Source organism: Streptomyces xiaopingdaonensis, from assembly GCF_000262345.1.
GTDB classification, from domain to species: Bacteria; Actinomycetota; Actinomycetes; order Streptomycetales; family Streptomycetaceae; genus Streptomyces; species Streptomyces xiaopingdaonensis.
Genome location: NZ_AJTQ01000345.1, coordinates 1 through 14,428 on the forward strand (window position 1 = coordinate 1; position 14,428 = coordinate 14,428).

Annotated in this window: 14 protein-coding genes; 12 read left to right on the forward strand and 2 right to left on the reverse strand. The window is 71.4% G+C overall.

Annotation, left to right across the window (positions count from 1 at the left end):
* From UWG_RS31125 to UWG_RS0126260, 7 genes are all read left to right on the forward strand, one after another.
* Window positions 1-218 (forward strand): phosphotriesterase family protein (locus tag UWG_RS31125; RefSeq protein ID WP_033196390.1); only part of this gene is annotated, 218 nt, incomplete at its 5' end.
* Between the two features lie 12 nt (window positions 219-230).
* Window positions 231-1,346 (forward strand): FAD-dependent oxidoreductase, encoded by a 1,116-nt coding sequence (locus tag UWG_RS0126235; RefSeq protein ID WP_016910166.1) that lies wholly within the window; start codon window positions 231-233, stop codon window positions 1,344-1,346.
* 4 nt (window positions 1,347-1,350) lie between these two features.
* Window positions 1,351-2,271, forward strand: coding sequence for an alpha/beta hydrolase (locus UWG_RS0126240; protein WP_016910167.1), 921 nt, complete (start codon window positions 1,351-1,353; stop codon window positions 2,269-2,271).
* Window positions 2,272-2,315: 44 nt separating this feature from the next.
* Window positions 2,316-3,257 (forward strand): MBL fold metallo-hydrolase, encoded by a 942-nt coding sequence (locus tag UWG_RS0126245; RefSeq protein WP_016910168.1) that lies wholly within the window; start codon window positions 2,316-2,318, stop codon window positions 3,255-3,257.
* Window positions 3,258-3,275: 18 nt separating this feature from the next.
* Complete coding sequence (locus UWG_RS0126250; protein WP_016910169.1) at window positions 3,276-5,018, forward strand: CocE/NonD family hydrolase; 1,743 nt, start codon at window positions 3,276-3,278, stop codon at window positions 5,016-5,018.
* 334 nt (window positions 5,019-5,352) lie between these two features.
* Window positions 5,353-6,552, forward strand: coding sequence for an AAA family ATPase (locus UWG_RS0126255; RefSeq protein WP_016910170.1), 1,200 nt, complete (start codon window positions 5,353-5,355; stop codon window positions 6,550-6,552).
* Window positions 6,549-8,180 (forward strand): VWA domain-containing protein, encoded by a 1,632-nt coding sequence (locus UWG_RS0126260; protein WP_016910171.1) that lies wholly within the window; start codon window positions 6,549-6,551, stop codon window positions 8,178-8,180. The genes UWG_RS0126255 and UWG_RS0126260 overlap by 4 nt, the downstream gene beginning before the upstream one ends.
* An 18-nt stretch (window positions 8,181-8,198) precedes the next feature.
* Here the strand turns inward: UWG_RS0126260 and UWG_RS0126265 are convergent, their stop codons facing one another.
* On the reverse strand, window positions 8,199-8,903 hold the full coding sequence (locus UWG_RS0126265) for a TetR/AcrR family transcriptional regulator (protein ID WP_016910172.1): 705 nt from the start codon (window positions 8,901-8,903) through the stop codon (window positions 8,199-8,201).
* A 103-nt stretch (window positions 8,904-9,006) separates the two neighbouring features.
* Here UWG_RS0126265 and UWG_RS0126270 point away from each other — a divergent pair, with 103 nt between their 5' ends.
* From UWG_RS0126270 to UWG_RS0126280, 3 genes are all read left to right on the forward strand, one after another.
* Window positions 9,007-9,978 carry an NAD-dependent epimerase/dehydratase family protein gene (locus UWG_RS0126270; RefSeq protein ID WP_050988653.1) on the forward strand — a complete coding sequence of 324 codons (972 nt, stop codon included), beginning with the start codon at window positions 9,007-9,009 and terminating at the stop codon, window positions 9,976-9,978.
* Window positions 9,979-10,172: 194 nt separating this feature from the next.
* Complete coding sequence (locus UWG_RS0126275) at window positions 10,173-10,610, forward strand: helix-turn-helix transcriptional regulator (RefSeq protein WP_016910174.1); 438 nt, start codon at window positions 10,173-10,175, stop codon at window positions 10,608-10,610.
* Between the two features lie 10 nt (window positions 10,611-10,620).
* Window positions 10,621-11,031 carry a VOC family protein gene (locus tag UWG_RS0126280; protein ID WP_016910175.1) on the forward strand — a complete coding sequence of 137 codons (411 nt, stop codon included), beginning with the start codon at window positions 10,621-10,623 and terminating at the stop codon, window positions 11,029-11,031.
* A gap of 158 nt (window positions 11,032-11,189) precedes the next feature.
* Here the strand turns inward: UWG_RS0126280 and UWG_RS0126285 are convergent, their stop codons facing one another.
* Entirely contained in the window at window positions 11,190-12,116 is a 927-nt protein-coding gene (locus UWG_RS0126285; protein WP_016910176.1) for a LysR family transcriptional regulator, read from the reverse strand.
* A gap of 85 nt (window positions 12,117-12,201) precedes the next feature.
* Between UWG_RS0126285 and UWG_RS0126290 the strand changes: the two genes are divergently transcribed.
* Together UWG_RS0126290 and UWG_RS0126300 are read left to right on the forward strand one after the other, a co-directional pair.
* Entirely contained in the window at window positions 12,202-13,320 is a 1,119-nt protein-coding gene (locus UWG_RS0126290; protein WP_029391787.1) for an epoxide hydrolase family protein, read from the forward strand.
* A gap of 160 nt (window positions 13,321-13,480) precedes the next feature.
* A complete protein-coding gene (locus tag UWG_RS0126300; RefSeq protein WP_016910179.1) occupies window positions 13,481-14,371 on the forward strand; it encodes a fumarylacetoacetate hydrolase family protein in 891 nt (296 codons plus the stop codon).
* Window positions 14,372-14,428 lie beyond the last annotated feature (57 nt).

Here is a 14,428-nt window from a genome sequence, read left to right on the forward strand (position 1 = left end):
ACTTCCTGCGGTTCGTCGGCGACGGCCGGCTGAAGCAGGTCCTCGCCTCGGCCGACGCCAACTGCAGCCCGCTCGGCTGGCCGGGCGTCAGGGGGCACAGCGTCAACTACCTCTTCGACGAGCTCCTTCCGGACCTCCGCGCCGCGGGCCTCGACGAGGCAGCGCTCAAGACGATCTTCGTCGACAACCCGGCCGACTTCCTCACCGTCCACAAGTAAGAGAGAACCACGATGCACCCCTCGGACCTGAAGAACCTGAAGATCGCCGTAGTCGGTGCCGGTTACGGCGGCGCGGCGGCGGCCAAGGCCCTGAGCCTTCTCGGCGCGGACGTCGACGTCTACGAGCAGGCGAACCGGATACGGGAGGTCGGCGCCGGTATCGGTCTGCGGCCCTCCACGATCAACCGGTTCCGGGAGTGGGGGATCCTCGACGCGATCGCGAAGGTCAGCTCGCCGAGCGAGTACTTCGAGATCCTGACGGCCACCGGCGAACCGCTCATGAAGGAGCCCTGGCCGGCGGACGGCGCTCAGACGCGCACCCACCTGATCCACCGCGGGGACTTCATCGAAGCCCTGCTGGGCGTGCTCCCCGAGGGCATGGTGCACCTCGGCCGCAAGCTGGAGGCCGTCGAGGACAGGGGCGGCAGCGCCGTCGCCGCCTTCGCGGACGGCAGCACCGTCGAGGCCGACCTGGTCATCGGTGCCGACGGCATCAAGTCGGTCGTCCGCAGGGAGCTCTTCGACGGTCGGGGCCCGGTCTTCTCGGGCGAGCACGCCTACCGCGCCGTCATCCCGATCGAGGCCGCGCAGGGAATGGTCGTCGACGACGACCTCCGGATGTACATCGGCAGGGGCACCAAGGTCTACCTGCTGCCGCTGCGCCACCGGAACCAGGTCTCGTTCGACATCACAGCCCTGTGCCCGGACGGCACTTGGACTCCTCAGGTCACCAAGGACGACCTTCTGGCGACGGTGGACGGCTTCGACGAGCGCCTCGTACGCATCACGCGCGACCTCGACATGGACACCGTCAGCATCCGCGCGGTCTACGACATCGAGCCGGTCGACACCTGGCACTCGGACTCCGTCGTCCTCCTCGGCGACGCGGCCCACTCGATGCTGCACCACCAGGGCCAGGGCGCGAACTCGGCGATCGAGGACGCCGGTGCGCTCGCCGACGCGCTGCGGGAAGCCGCCTCGCTGCCGGAAGGGCTCGCCCGGTACCAGGCCACCCGCAAGCCCGCGACCGACGAGCTGCAGCGCATCTCGCGGCAGGGGTGGAGCGAGGACGAAATCAACGATGCGTTCCCCGGGCAGAAGCCCGCAGCCGCCGCGCCGAAGGAGTAGGACAATGCCGCTGCACCCCGAGATCGCCGACTTCGTCGCGAACCTGCAGCCACCCGAAGGACCGCTCGCCCCGGCCGTGCTGCGCGCCGCGGAAGAGCAGCAGGTAGCTCCCTTCGCGGAGCGCCTGCCGCTCCACGCGGTCGACGACACGGTGGCGCGTACGGCCTCGGGCGGGATACCGGTGAGGATCTACACGCCGGTCGAGGCCGACGCCTACGGCCTGCTCGTCTACTTCCACGGCGGCGCCTTCTTCCTCGGCAGCCTGGAGACGCACGACCACGTCGCGCGCTCGCTCGCCCGGGAGACCGGGCTCAAGGTCGTCTCCGTCGGCTTCCGCCTGGCGCCGGAGTCCGCCTTCCCCGCAGGACTCGACGACTGCCACGCGGTCGTGCGGTGGGCCGCGGCGGAGGGAGAGAGCCTGGCCTGGGACGGGAAGACCCTCGCGCTCGCCGGCGACAGCTCAGGTGGCAACCTCGTCGCCGCGGTCGCGGCCAGGGCACACGACGACGGCTTCGACCGGATCACCCACCAGGTCCTCTACTACCCGTCGCTCGACCTCGACTTCGACGCCGACCGCTATCCCTCGCTGCGGGAGAACGCCGTGGGCTACGGCCTGGAGACGGCGGGCCTGAAGCCGTTCAACGCCTTCTACACCGGCAGCGGCGCCGACCCCGCCGACCCCCGCGTCTCGCCGATCAAGCGGGCCGACCTCAGCGGGCTGCCGCCGGCCCTCGTCGTCACCGCGGAGTACGACCCGATGCGCGACGAGGGCGAGCTCTACGGCCGGCGGCTGCGGGAGGCCGGCGTGGAGGCGACCGTGAGCCGGTACGAGGGCGCGAACCACGGGTTCGTCCAGAACTTCTCCCGGATTCCCGAGTTCCACCAGGTCTTCACCGAGACGCGGGACTTCCTCCGCCGGCGCTGACCCTGCCGAACCCGACCACGAGCGCAGCGCGCGGAAAGAGAGCCATGACGCAGGCAGTCGCCGTCCACCCCCTCTTCTCACCCTGGGGCCGGTTCGGTCTCTACAGCTTCTTCGTCGACGCATCCGAGCCGGCCGTCGTCGACACCGGTATCGCCTCCTCGCCCGCCGAGGGGATGGCTCCCGCGCTGGAGGCGATCGGGCGCCGTATCGAGGACGTGCGCTGGATCCTGCTGACGCACGGTCACATCGACCACGTCGGCGGGGCCCACGCGCTGTGGGAGCTCACCGGCCGACGTGCCCGGGTGGTGATCCACAAGGCCGACGCCCCGATGCTCCGCTCACGTCGGGCCCACGTCGAGGAGTACCTCGCCGGACGCGGCCGGTACCTCGGCGACCCCGGGGGAGAGGCGAAGGTGGCGGCGGCCGCGGACGCCGTCGTCTCCGGCGAGATGGAACCCGGACGCGTCGTCGAGGGCGGCGAGACGCTCTCGCTCGGCGGGGACGTCACCGTGTCGGTGCACTCGGTGCCGGGCCACACGCCCGGCTCGGTCGCCTACGCCGTCGACGGCCGGGACGCGGTCTTCGTCGGCGACGCCGTGCAGGTGCACGGGGCCGCCAACGGTTTCCCCGGCTACACCGACCCGGCGGCCTACCGCGCGAGTCTCGCGTACCTCCGGGACGAACTCCGGCCGCGGCACCTGTACTTGGGGCACCCCTACCGCCGCGCCGACGGCACCGCGTACGGCGTCGAGCTCGACGCGGCGCAGGCCGAGGAGGCACTCACCCGGAGCCTCGACATCGAGAGCCGCGTCGCGGCGGCGGCCCGGCGGTGCCTGGGAGCCGGCCCGCGGGAGACCGATTCGCCGTACGCACCGTTCGCCTCCGTCGCCGAGGAGCTCGGCTACACCGGCGACCCCACGCTGGAGCCTTCGCCGTTCTTCACCTCGATGCACGGCTACCGCGCTCAGCACCACCAGCACGCGTGACACAGGAGCGTCGTACTCATGACTGACCCCCATTCGATCCTGGCCGGCCGAGAGCCGATCTCCGTCCGCAAGGATCTCCGGGTGCCGATGCGGGACGGCGTCGAACTCGCCGCGGACGCCTACCACGGCGCGGACGAGGCGCCGCGACCCGCGCTGCTCGCGATGAGCGCCTACGGCAAGGAGTTGCAGGCCCTCGCACTCACCACCCCGCCGCAGCGCAGACCCAGTCCGATGTGGGACGGCTGCATCGAGGCCGGCGACATCGCGCGCGTCGTGCGGGAGGGCTACGTCCACGTCATCGGCGACGTGCGCGGCACCGGCGACTCCGGCGGCGTCATGATCGGCAACTACAACTCGGGCGGGGTCTCCCAGGGGCAGGACCTCTACGACCTCGTCGAGTGGGTGGCGGCCCAGCCGTGGTGCGACGGCAACGTCGGCATGATCGGCATCTCGTACTTCGGCTCGATGCAGGTGCTCGCCGCCGCCGAGCGGCCGCCGCACCTCAAGGCGATCTTCGTCAGCGGCGGTCACTACGACTTCTACGAGACCACCTACCACGGCGGCGTCATGTGGTTCATGCCGCGCGCGGCGCGCGAGGGCCGCGGTGGCGACTCCGGCATCGCACACGCCCGCGTCAAGTCCCGTATGCAGGAGGCCTTTTCGCCGGAGGAGCTGGAGAAGCTCGTCGAGGAGCGGTTGCGGGACCCGGACGTGGCGGCCTGGCCGAACCTCGTGCACGTACTGAAGTACCCGAAGAACCGCGAGTTCTGGTTCGACATCGTGATGAACCCCCTCGACGGCGACTGGTACGAGGAGCGCAACCCGATCACGCTCGCCCGGAACATCGACATCCCGGTCTACCTCCAGATCGACCAGGGACGCGGCTGGACCGTCGACGGCCACATCGAGCTCTTCGACGTCCTGAAGGGGCCCAAGAAGCTGGACATCGGCTCCTATCCGCCGATGCAGTCGCGCCCCTGGGTGGAGGAGCACGACAAGATGTTCCGCTGGTACGAGTACTGGCTCAAGGGCGTCGACAACGGCGTCATGGACGAGCCGGCCGTCAGCGTCTTCGTGGAGGGTTCGCGCGAGGTGGTCACCGCGGCGCAGTGGCCGCCGAAGGAGATCGCGTACACGTCGCTCCACCTCCGCCCGCGGGGCGGGCTCTCCTTCGAGCCCGAGCACCTGGGCGCCGAGCACGCGGCGCCCGACGGCTTCTACCAGGCGCCGCTCACCGTCACCGACAAGGTGGAGGTGCTGAGCTGGAGCACCGAACCGTTCGAGGAGCCCACCGAGCTCATCGGCACCGGCGCGGCACACCTCTTCGCGGAGATCGACCAGGACGACACCAACTTCATCCTGCGCCTCTTCGACCAAGCCCCAGGCGGCGACCGCCAGTTGCTCACCACCGGCTACCTCAAGGCGTCCCACCGCGAACTCGACGAGGAGCGCTCCACCGAGGGCGACCCGTACCACCCGCACACCCGCGCGGTGCCGGTGGAGGCCGGGAAGATCGAGGAGTACGTGCTGCGGCTCTACCCGTTCGCGGCGACGTTCCGGCAGGGGCACCGTCTGGTGGCGGAGCTGTCCAACGACGAGCCGCTGGCCGACGCGCACAACGCCCTGCTGCCGCCGGACGCCTTCCACCTGCCGGTCGGCCGCCCGGTGACCCACAAGATCTACCGCGACGCCGCGCACCCCTCCCGGCTCGTGCTGCCGTTCACGACGCGGCCCGGCTCGGCCGGGGGCAGCGGCTCCTGAGGGCTCGGCCGGGAGGCCCGCCGCCTCCCGGCGCTTCCGGAGCTTCTGCCGTTCCGGACACGGGGCTCGGCCGTGTCGTCCTGCGCGTCGCAGCGCAAGCTCTGTCCGTACTTCAAGCCCGGAGTGTGCACGAACCAGTTCCCGTCTACGATGCCGCCTCTCCGGTGGAACGACGGCAAGTCGGGCCAGGAACCCGGAAGTTGCGCCACTCGGCGACAATCGTCCGGGAAGAGGCGGAACCCGCCGGGCACAGGCGGGACCCCGCAGGTCCGGGGACTCGCGGAACGTCGCACACTCGCCGGCCCGACGGGGCCCGGCGGGCGAGGAGTTGGGCATGGGGGCGCAGGACGCGCAGGACACGGCCGAGAGGCTGCGAGCGATCACCGACGAACTGTCGGACCGGTTCTACGAACGGGCCGACGTACTGCGGACGCTCGTGGCGACGCTGCTCGCCGGGCAGCACTCGTTCGTACTGGGCCCGCCCGGCACGGCCAAGTCCGAGATGGCCAGGGAGCTCACGGGCAGGATCGAGGGGGCTGCCTACTGGGAGATCCTCCTCTCGAAATTCACGGCTCCGACGAAGATGTTCGGCCCCGTCGACGTCGCGGCGCTCACCCGGGGCGAGTACCGCCAGATCTTCGACGGCCGCGCCACCACCGCGCACGTCGCGTTCATAGACGAGATCTTCAAGTGCTCGGCGGCCGCGCTCAACGAGACCCTGGGCTACCTCAACGAGCGCCTCTACCACCCCGAGAACGGCGGCGAGCCGATCCGCTGCCCCCTGATAGGGGCGATCACGGCGAGCAACGAGCTGCCGAGCGGGGAGGACTCCGCCGCCATCTACGACCGGCTCCTCGTACGGATCGAGGTCGGGTACCTGGAGGACCCCTCCAACTTCGCCGCGCTGGTGCGTTCCGCCGTCAGCCGCCCGGAACCGCCGAAGCGGACCACGGTCGAGCTGGCCGCGCTGGAGCACGCCGTCACCGTGGCCGTCCCGGCCGTGGAGGTCCCTGATGCCGTCGTCGACGCGGTGTGCACGCTGCGGGCCGCCCTGCGCCGCAGGGAACTCGTCGCCTCCGACCGCCGGTGGCGGCAGGCGGTGGGGCTGCTCCAGGCGTCGGCGTACCTCGACGGGCGCCAGGCGGTCGGCGAGACGGACCTGTCGGTGCTGACGCACGTGCTGTGGGACTCCCCGTCCGAGCGCCGGACCGTCGAGCGCGAGGTGCTGCAGCTCGTCAACCCGGACGCCAAGGAGGCGCTCGCCCTTGCCGGCACCGTCGAGGAGCTGGAGGCCCAACTCGACGCCATGGCGGGGCAGTCCCGCGAGGCGCTGAGCGAGTGGGTCATCAGGGAGGCCCACAGCAAGCTCGCCAGAGCGGGAAACCGGCTGGAGCAGCTACGCGAGGAGGCGGCGGGGGCCGGCCGCTCCACTGCCGCCATCGACCGGGCCGCCGGGCGGCAGCGCGCCGTGCGCGCCCGCCTCCTCACCGAGGCCCTCGGCGTGGACGCGAGCATGGTGCAGGGCCGGCTGTGAGCACCGGGGAAGCGGGCGGACTCGACGAGTTGGCGAGCGGCGCCGGCAAGTGGGTGGGCCTCTCCGGCGCGCCCGACGAGCGGCACACGGCGGCCGTGGTCGCCGACCGGTTCGACCGGCTCACGTGGCGCGACACGTACGAGCAGTCGGCCGGGCTGCGCGACCTGGCGGACGAGTTGGGCCGGCACCACGAGCACGCCCGCGACCTCCTCGCCGACGTCTTCCAGGCCGCCTACGCCGTCCACGAGGCCGCCCCGCGGTTGCGCGACCCCGCGGAGATGGACTCCGCACGGCTCGTCAACCACCGAGTCGTCGACGCGCTGCGGGAGTCGCCCGGCTTCGCCGAGCTGCGCAGGGAGACAGCAGGAGACCCCTACGTCGCCGCCATGGCCGTCCTCGCCCAGGCCCCCGCGCTCCGCCGGATGCTGGAGCGCCTCCGGGACGCGCGGGCACCGGCCGAGCAGGCGAGAGCGGCCCGGCAGGCGGCCGCGGAGGCGGCGGCTGCGGTGGGTGAAGCGCTCCAGGCAGCCGTCGACGAGGCCGACGCGGACGGCGCGGTCCCGCCCCGGGCCGCCGACGCGGTGCGGCGGACGGTTGAGGCGGCCGAGGCCGCCGAGGCCGCCGGAGCGCAAGCCGCGCAGGCGGCCGGGCAGGCGCTCGGGGCGGCTGAGCCCGGCGTGCGCGCCACCGCGCGCACGGCGGCGGCGCGGGCCGCCGAGGCGGTGCGGGAGGAGGCCGCACTGATGCGGGCCTGGGGCGTCGGCCCCGGCGAGCTGGAGCGGATGCCGTTCGACGAGCGTGCCCGGCTCGCGGAGCGGCTGCGTACCGGCCGTCTCGCGGAGTGGGCCGAACTGATCGGCCGCTTCCGGCAGATGGCGAGCGGCGAACGCGCCCGCAGGGTGGAGAACGCCACGGGGGAGCTGGTCGGCGTCACGCTCGGCGACGACCTCTCCCGCGTCGTCCCCTCCGAGCTGGCCAACCTCGGCCTGCCCGAGCTGCGTGCGGTCTTCGCCGCGCGCTACGCCGCCGGGGAACTGATGCTCTACGACAGCCAGGGGGAGCAGGCCACAGGACGGGGCGCCGTCGTCGCCTGCGTCGACACCTCGCACTCGATGCTCGTCGAGGGGCCGGGCGGGGTCACGAGGGAGGCGTGGGCCAAGGCGTGCGCTCTGACGCTGCTGGACCAGGCCCGCCGCGCCGAGCGGGAGTTCGTCGGCATCCTGTTCTCCTCCGCCGACAAGCTCCGCGTCTTCCGCTTCCCCGCCGACGGCTCCGCCGGCCTCGCCAGGACGCTCGACTTCGCCGAGACCTTCCTCGGCGGCGGCACCAGCTACCAGACGCCGCTCACCGCCGCAGCCGACCTGCTGGCCGAGGAGTTCGACGACGCCGCGCGCGCCCGCGGCGACCTCGTGATGCTCACGGACGACGAGTGCGACGTCACGGAGGCGTGGATGCGCGGCTGGAACGAGGCCAAGCGCACGCTGGGGTTCCGGGTCTTCGGCGTGGCCGTCGGCGCTCCGCGCGCCGCCGAGGCCGGCTCGGTCCTCGACGCCCTCTGCGACAACCTCCGCTCGATCGAGGACCTCACCGACGTCCACGCCGCCGCCGACCTCTTCCGCGTCATCTGACCGGCCGCGTCCCGGAGTTCAGGGGAGCAGGAAGGCGTCGGCGAGCGTGCGGAGCTGGCTGTCGAGCAGGGTCGAAGCGCGCTGGCCCATGCCGGTGTACTGGCCCGTGACCTCCAGGCTGACGGTGCCGTGGAGCTGGGACCAGGCCAGTACGGTGCCGGCGAGGGCACCGGCTGCGCGGGACTCCTGCGGGTCGACGTCCGCGTGGGCGCGCAGCCATTCGACCGCCGCGGCGTCGGTGCGCATCCACGCCCTCATCTCGTCGGCGACGGGCTGCACTTGAGCGGTCGGCTTGCCCTCGGCGAAGACGGCGACGAACGGGCCCATCGCCGTGCGGGCGCGCTCGACGGTGTCGGCGGGGGAGGCGTACCCGGGCGCCGGCGGCCCCTGGATGAGCAGGTAGCGGTGCGGTTCCCCGACGGCCCACGCCAGGTAGGCCCGGCCGAGGGCGAGGAGAGTGGCGCGGGCGTCCTCTTGCCGCGGTACGGCGTTGATCGCGCGGCCGATGTCGTCGTAGGCGGAGCGGACCAGGTGGTGGAGGAGTTCGTCGCGGCTGGCGAAGTAGCGGTAGAGGGCGGGCCCCGACATCCCGATCCGGCGCGCGATGGCGTTCAGCGCGATGCCCTGCACGCCGCTCTCCGCGAGTTGGCGCAGGGCGACTGCCCGGATCTCCTCTCGGACCTGTTCCCGGTAGCGGGCGCGCGGTCCAGCGGGCGCGGTCATCCGACCTCCTCCGTCGTGTGGTGGGCGCTCCCCCACGGGCCTCGGCAAGCATAGCGGCTCACTCGCTTGCGATAAGCGCTCAGGAGCGTTATAAGTTCTAACCATGGATGGAGAAACAAACAACTCGGCGGTGACCACCGTCCGTGATCTGCACGTGGTCCTGGGTTCCGGGCCCGCCGGTACGACGCTCGCCGAGGAGCTCGCCCTGCGCGGCCACGAGGTCCGCCTCGTCGATCGCTCGGGAGAGGGCCCGGCTCCCGAGGGCGTGCGCCGCCTCAAGGGCGACGTCGCCACAGTCGAGGGGGCGAGGGCGGCGATCGAGGGCGCGGCCGTCGTCTACCACTGCGTCAACGTGGCCTACCACCTCCAGGTCGAGGCGATGCCGGGCATCCAGGACGCCGTGCTGGGCGCGGTCGAGGCGGAGGGCGCCCGCCTCGTCGTCCTCGACACGCTCTACCCGTACGGAGAGACGCACGGCGAGGTCATGACCGAGGACACCCCCTGGCGCGCGACGACCGCCAAGGGCCGGATGCGCGCCGCCCTCGACGAGCGGTACCTGGCCGCGCACCGCGACGGGCGGGCACGCGTCGTACTGGGGCGCTCGGCCGACTTCGTCGGCCCGAGGGTCCTCAACTCCACGCTCGGCGGCGGCGTCTTCCCCGGCGCACTCACCGGCACGGACGTCTTCGGCCTCGGCGACATCGACCTGCCCCACAGCTACACCGACATCCGCGACGTCGGCGCGGGCCTCGCCACCCTCGGCGAACACCCCGAAGGCGACGGCCGCGTCTGGCACCTGCCCACCGCCCCCGCGCGCACCACGCGCGAGATCTTCGCGCTGCTCGAAGAGCGCGTCGGCAAGCCCCTGAACCTCACCGTCACAACAGAGCCGCGCCCGTTCGGCCCCTTCGACGAAACGTTCATGGACTCCTACGCCGAACTCTTCTACCAACACACGGAGCCGCAGATCATGGACTCTTCGGCGATCCGGGACGCGTTCGGCCTCCAGGCCCTCGGGCTCGAGAACACGGTGCGGGACACCGTGGAGTGGTATCGGGAGTTCCTCGGGGCGTGAAAGACCGGCTCGGGCCGCCCGGGGCGAGGGTCGACCCCCGGGCGCGCTCGGCGGCGGTCGGCCGCAAACCGCCTGTGGTCGGGGGCAGCCGCTCCGGCCGTCGTGCCGTCCCGCTCCGGTGCGCCGGCCTTCGCAAGGCCGCGACGCAGCGACGGCGTTGGGCGTCCCCGGCGGAGCATGGCACCATCCCACCCATGAGCAGCAGACCGGCGCCGAGTCTGAGTGAGCTCGTTCGGTTGCGGCGGGTGCGGGATCGGATCGATCGGGAGTATGCGCGGCCGTTGGACGTCGAGGCGCTGGCGCGGGGGGTGGACATGTCGGCGGGGCACCTCAGTCGGCGGTTTCGTCTGGCCTACGGGGAGCCTCCGTACGCGTATCTGATGACGCGGCGGGTCGAGCGGGCCATGGCGTTGTTGCGGCGCGGGGATCTCTCCGTCACCGAGGTGTGCTTCGAGGTCGGCTGCCAGTCGTTGGGGACGTTCAGCACGCGCTTCACCGAGTTGGTCGGCATGCCGCCGAGCGTCTACCGGAAGCAGGCGGTGGGCGGCTCGGACGGGGTGCCGCCGTGCCTGGCGAAGCAGGTGACCAGACCGGTCAGGAATCGAGAAGCGCCCGTCGTCGGGGTGCCCTAGCGTGCCGCGTATGAACCTCACCATCCACACCAGCGCTCTCCCGCACGTCGATCCCGAGGCGTCCCTCGCCTTCTTCCGCGACGCCCTCGGCTTCGAGGTCCGGAGCGACTTCGGGGAGGGGAGGATGCGCTGGATCACCGTCGGTCCGGCCGGTCAGCCCGACACGTGCATCCTGCTGGCGCCGCCCACCGCCGACCCGACCGTCACCGAGGACGAGCGGCGCACCATCGAGGAGATGATGGCGAAGGGCACCTACGGGTGGATTCTTCTCGCCACGGACGACCTCGACGGCACGTTCGCGAAGGTGCAGGCGAGCGGTGCCGACGTCGTCCAGGAGCCGATGGAACAGCCGTACGGCGCCCGGGACTGCGCCTTCCGGGACCCGGCCGGCAACCACATCCGCATCCAGGAGGCGCGGTAGCGGCCGGGGGGCCGGCTTGGACGGGCCCGTGGGGGAGGGCCGAGTCCGTTGCTGTGTGCGCTGGTTGGCATCGTCAGGGGCCCCGTCCCCGCTGGGTGAAGACGAACGCGCCCCGCATGGCCGCTAGTTGATCGCCCTGCGGGCGGAGCCCTCGCGGATCACGTCATGCGTGTCGGTCCAGCCCGGTGGGTTCCGGTGAGCAGAGTTTCGGCGTGCTTGCGGAAAGCGGTGACCAGACGGCCGCGGTCGCCGGTGCGGGTGGCGAGCACGACCTGGCTGGGTTCGACCCCATGCAACGGGACGGTGGTGAGGCTGGGGTGCAGGCCGGTCGCGTAGTCGAGGGGCGGTCCGATGGCCACGGCCTGCCCGGCGGCGATGAGTTCGTGTTTGTCTTCCAGGGCTTCGACCAGGGGACCGTCGGGCGCGGGCCGTCCGTCGGGGCGGGGATCGAGCCGCCAGTAGGCGTTCAGCAGAGCGTCGGACTGGCGTACGTGGGGGATCGGCTCATCGGCGATGTCGTCGAGGGTGACTGACTCCTTGTCGGCCAGACGATGGTCCCGCGGCACGACCAGCACGCGCGGTTCGTCGTAGAGGACGGTGAGGCGTAGCTGGTCGGTGGGGAACGGCAGGCGCGTCACCACCGCATCGACGCGGTGCTCCAGCAATGCGCCGCGCGAGTCGTTCCAGGCGAGCAGGCGGGTGTGGACCTCGGCATCGGGATTGCGCTCGCGCAGGGCGCGCACGGCCGGAGTGACGATCAGCCCCTTGGTGTAGCCGATGGTGATGCTGTGCGGCTGGGCCGCGGCCCGGGCGCGAGCCATCGCCTCGACCGCGGCGCGCAGCAGATCCTTGGCCTGGGGCAGGAAGACCTCACCGGCCTCGCTGAGCCGGGTGCCGTGCGTAGTGCGGTCGAGTAGGCGGACGCCCACTTGCTGTTCGAGGCGGCGGATCTGCCGGCTCAGCGACGGCTGGGTGGTGTGCAGCGCCTCGGCAGCACGGCCGAAATGCTGGTGCTCGGCGACCACCGTGAAGCACTGCATCAGCCGCAGGTCGAGGTCGACGGGCGTGGGGAAGGGATCGGTCACCGAACTATCCTAGCTGGCGTTATACACGCTTCGTATTACGCGTTCCGGAACAATCATTGGACCGCGAACCCATCGCTGCCGCACCGTGGCGATCGTGACTCCAAACAGCGTGACGACGTTCCGCATCGACATTCCGGACAGTGCCCTGCAAGATCTGAGGGACCGACTCCACCGGGTACGCCTTGCCGACCGGGAGACAGCGCCGGACAGCAGCCAGGGAGTGCAACGGGAGCGGCTCATGGAGTTGCTGGACTACTGGGCCACCGCCTACGACTGGCGCAAGCTCGAGCGCAGGCTCAACGAGTTGGGGCAGTTCCGCACCACCATCGACGGTCTCGGCATCCACTTCATGCACGTACGCTCGCCACACCCTGACGCCACTCCCCTGTTGCTGCTGCATGGGTGGCCAGGCTCGTTCCTGGAGTTCCTCAAGACCGTCGGCCCGCTCACCGACCACGGCTTCCACCTCGTCATCCCCTCGATGCCCGGCTACGGCTTCTCCGGCCGGCCCACCTCCACCGGCTGGGACCCGGACCGGATCGCCCGCGCGTACGGCGTACTCATGCAACGCCTCGGCTACGACTCCTACCTGGCCCAGGGCGGCGACTGGGGCGGTGTCGTCGCGACCCGCATGGGGGCGCAGCGCCCGGCGGGTCTGCACGCGGTCCACGTCAGCTTCCCCGAGTTCCTCGCCGCACCACCGGTCGGCGACGACCCGACCCCTGAGGAGAAGGCCGCGCTCGAACAGGGCGGCCGTTTCTTCGCCGTCCATTCCGGCTATCACGTCGTGCAGCGCACCCGGCCGCAGACCATCGGCTATGCCCTGACCGACTCCCCGGCCGGGCAGGCCGCGTGGATCTACGAGAAGTTCCTCGACTGGACCCGGCCCGACGCCCTCACCTCCGACGAGATCCTCGACCACATCTCCCTTTACTGGTTCACCGGTACTGCTGCTTCCGCCGCCCGCCTGTACTGGGAGTACGCCCGGCAGCCGCTCACTCTGACCGAGCTGGACCTCCCCGTCGGTGTCAGCGTCTTCCCGGACGAACTGACGCGTACCCCGCGCGTCTGGGCCGAGCGCGCTTACCACGACCTGCGTTACTTCAACGACGACATCCCCGCGGGCGGCCACTTCGCCGCTCTGGAGCAGCCGGAGCTGTTCGTCGAGGAGATCGTCAAGTTCGCGCGGACAGTGACCGCATGAGGACGGTCGTGATCACCGGAGGCACGGAAGGAATCGGACGCGGCTTCGCCCGTACCCGTCTCGGGTGTGGAGACCGGGTCGTGACTGTCGGGACGGACAAGGCCGAGGCCGAGTCCGGTGCCTCGTTCCTCCACGACCGCACCCGGGAGGTGCTTGCCCGATGAGGTGGGTCAGCTACCGCTCCGCGGACTGCTCCACACGCTGCGGCGTGGTGCGCGACGACACCATCCACGCCGTGGGTAGGGACCTGCTGGAACTGCTGCGCACCGAAGGCGGGCTGGAGGCCGCCGCAGCCAGGGAACCGACCGAGGTCGTCGAGCTGGCCACGGCCCACCTGCTGGCGCCGATGCCGGTACCCCCGGCGGTCCGGAACTTCGCCGCGTTCGAGCGTCACATCAGCAACGCGGGTAAGGCAGCCGTCGGCGACAGTACGCTCAGCCCGGTCTGGTACGAGTATCCACTCTTCTTCTTCTCGAACCCGGCGGCGATCAAGGGACCGCACGACCAGATCCCCATCGCTCCGGGCGCGCGGTTGTGGGACTACGAGGTCGAGGTCGCCGCGGTGATCGCCGGGGACTGTTCCCACCTCGACGCCGCCACGGCGGAGAAGTATGTGGCCGGCTACCTGGTCTACTGCGACTGGAGCGCACGCGATGTCTCCGCGAGCGAGATGGGGTTCGTGTACGGCCCGTCCAAGAGCAAGGACGCCTCGACCAGCCTCGGCCCGTTCCTCGTCACCCCCGACGAGCTGGAGCCCTACCGCTCGCACAACGGCTACGCGTTGCGGATGGACGGATACGTCAACGACGAGCACTACGGCGGCGGTAGCTGGGACGAGATCCACTGGTCGTTCGGCGAGATGCTGGCGCATGCGTCGCGCGGCACCACGCTGCGAGCCGGTGACATCCTCGCCAGCGGTCCCGTGGGCACCGGCTGCATCCAGGAGTTGTCCGACCACCGCCCCTACCTGGCGCCGGGGGACACGGTCCGGATCGAAGTGCGGGAACTCGGCGCGATCTCCGCACGGATCACCGCGCCAGAGCCGTCCTGACATGCCGGACAGGTCACAGACGAACTCGCACTTCACCACTTGGGGTTGCGTGCGTTC

Bases quoted from the DNA above. Each gene is read 5' to 3' on its own strand.
- UWG_RS0126240 (WP_016910167.1), top strand. From the start codon at position 1,351: ATGCCGCTGCACCCCGAGATCGCCGACTTCGTCGCGAACCTGCAGCCA.
- UWG_RS0126275 (WP_016910174.1), top strand. From the start codon at position 10,173: ATGAGCAGCAGACCGGCGCCGAGTCTGAGTGAGCTCGTTCGGTTGCGG.
- UWG_RS0126300 (WP_016910179.1), top strand. From the start codon at position 13,481: ATGAGGTGGGTCAGCTACCGCTCCGCGGACTGCTCCACACGCTGCGGC.
- UWG_RS0126270 (WP_050988653.1), top strand. From the start codon at position 9,007: ATGGATGGAGAAACAAACAACTCGGCGGTGACCACCGTCCGTGATCTG.
- UWG_RS0126250 (WP_016910169.1), top strand. From the start codon at position 3,276: ATGACTGACCCCCATTCGATCCTGGCCGGCCGAGAGCCGATCTCCGTC.
- UWG_RS0126265 (WP_016910172.1), bottom strand. From the start codon at position 8,903: ATGACCGCGCCCGCTGGACCGCGCGCCCGCTACCGGGAACAGGTCCGA.
- UWG_RS0126280 (WP_016910175.1), top strand. From the start codon at position 10,621: ATGAACCTCACCATCCACACCAGCGCTCTCCCGCACGTCGATCCCGAG.
- UWG_RS0126245 (WP_016910168.1), top strand. From the start codon at position 2,316: ATGACGCAGGCAGTCGCCGTCCACCCCCTCTTCTCACCCTGGGGCCGG.
- UWG_RS0126255 (WP_016910170.1), top strand. From the start codon at position 5,353: ATGGGGGCGCAGGACGCGCAGGACACGGCCGAGAGGCTGCGAGCGATC.
- UWG_RS0126235 (WP_016910166.1), top strand. From the start codon at position 231: ATGCACCCCTCGGACCTGAAGAACCTGAAGATCGCCGTAGTCGGTGCC.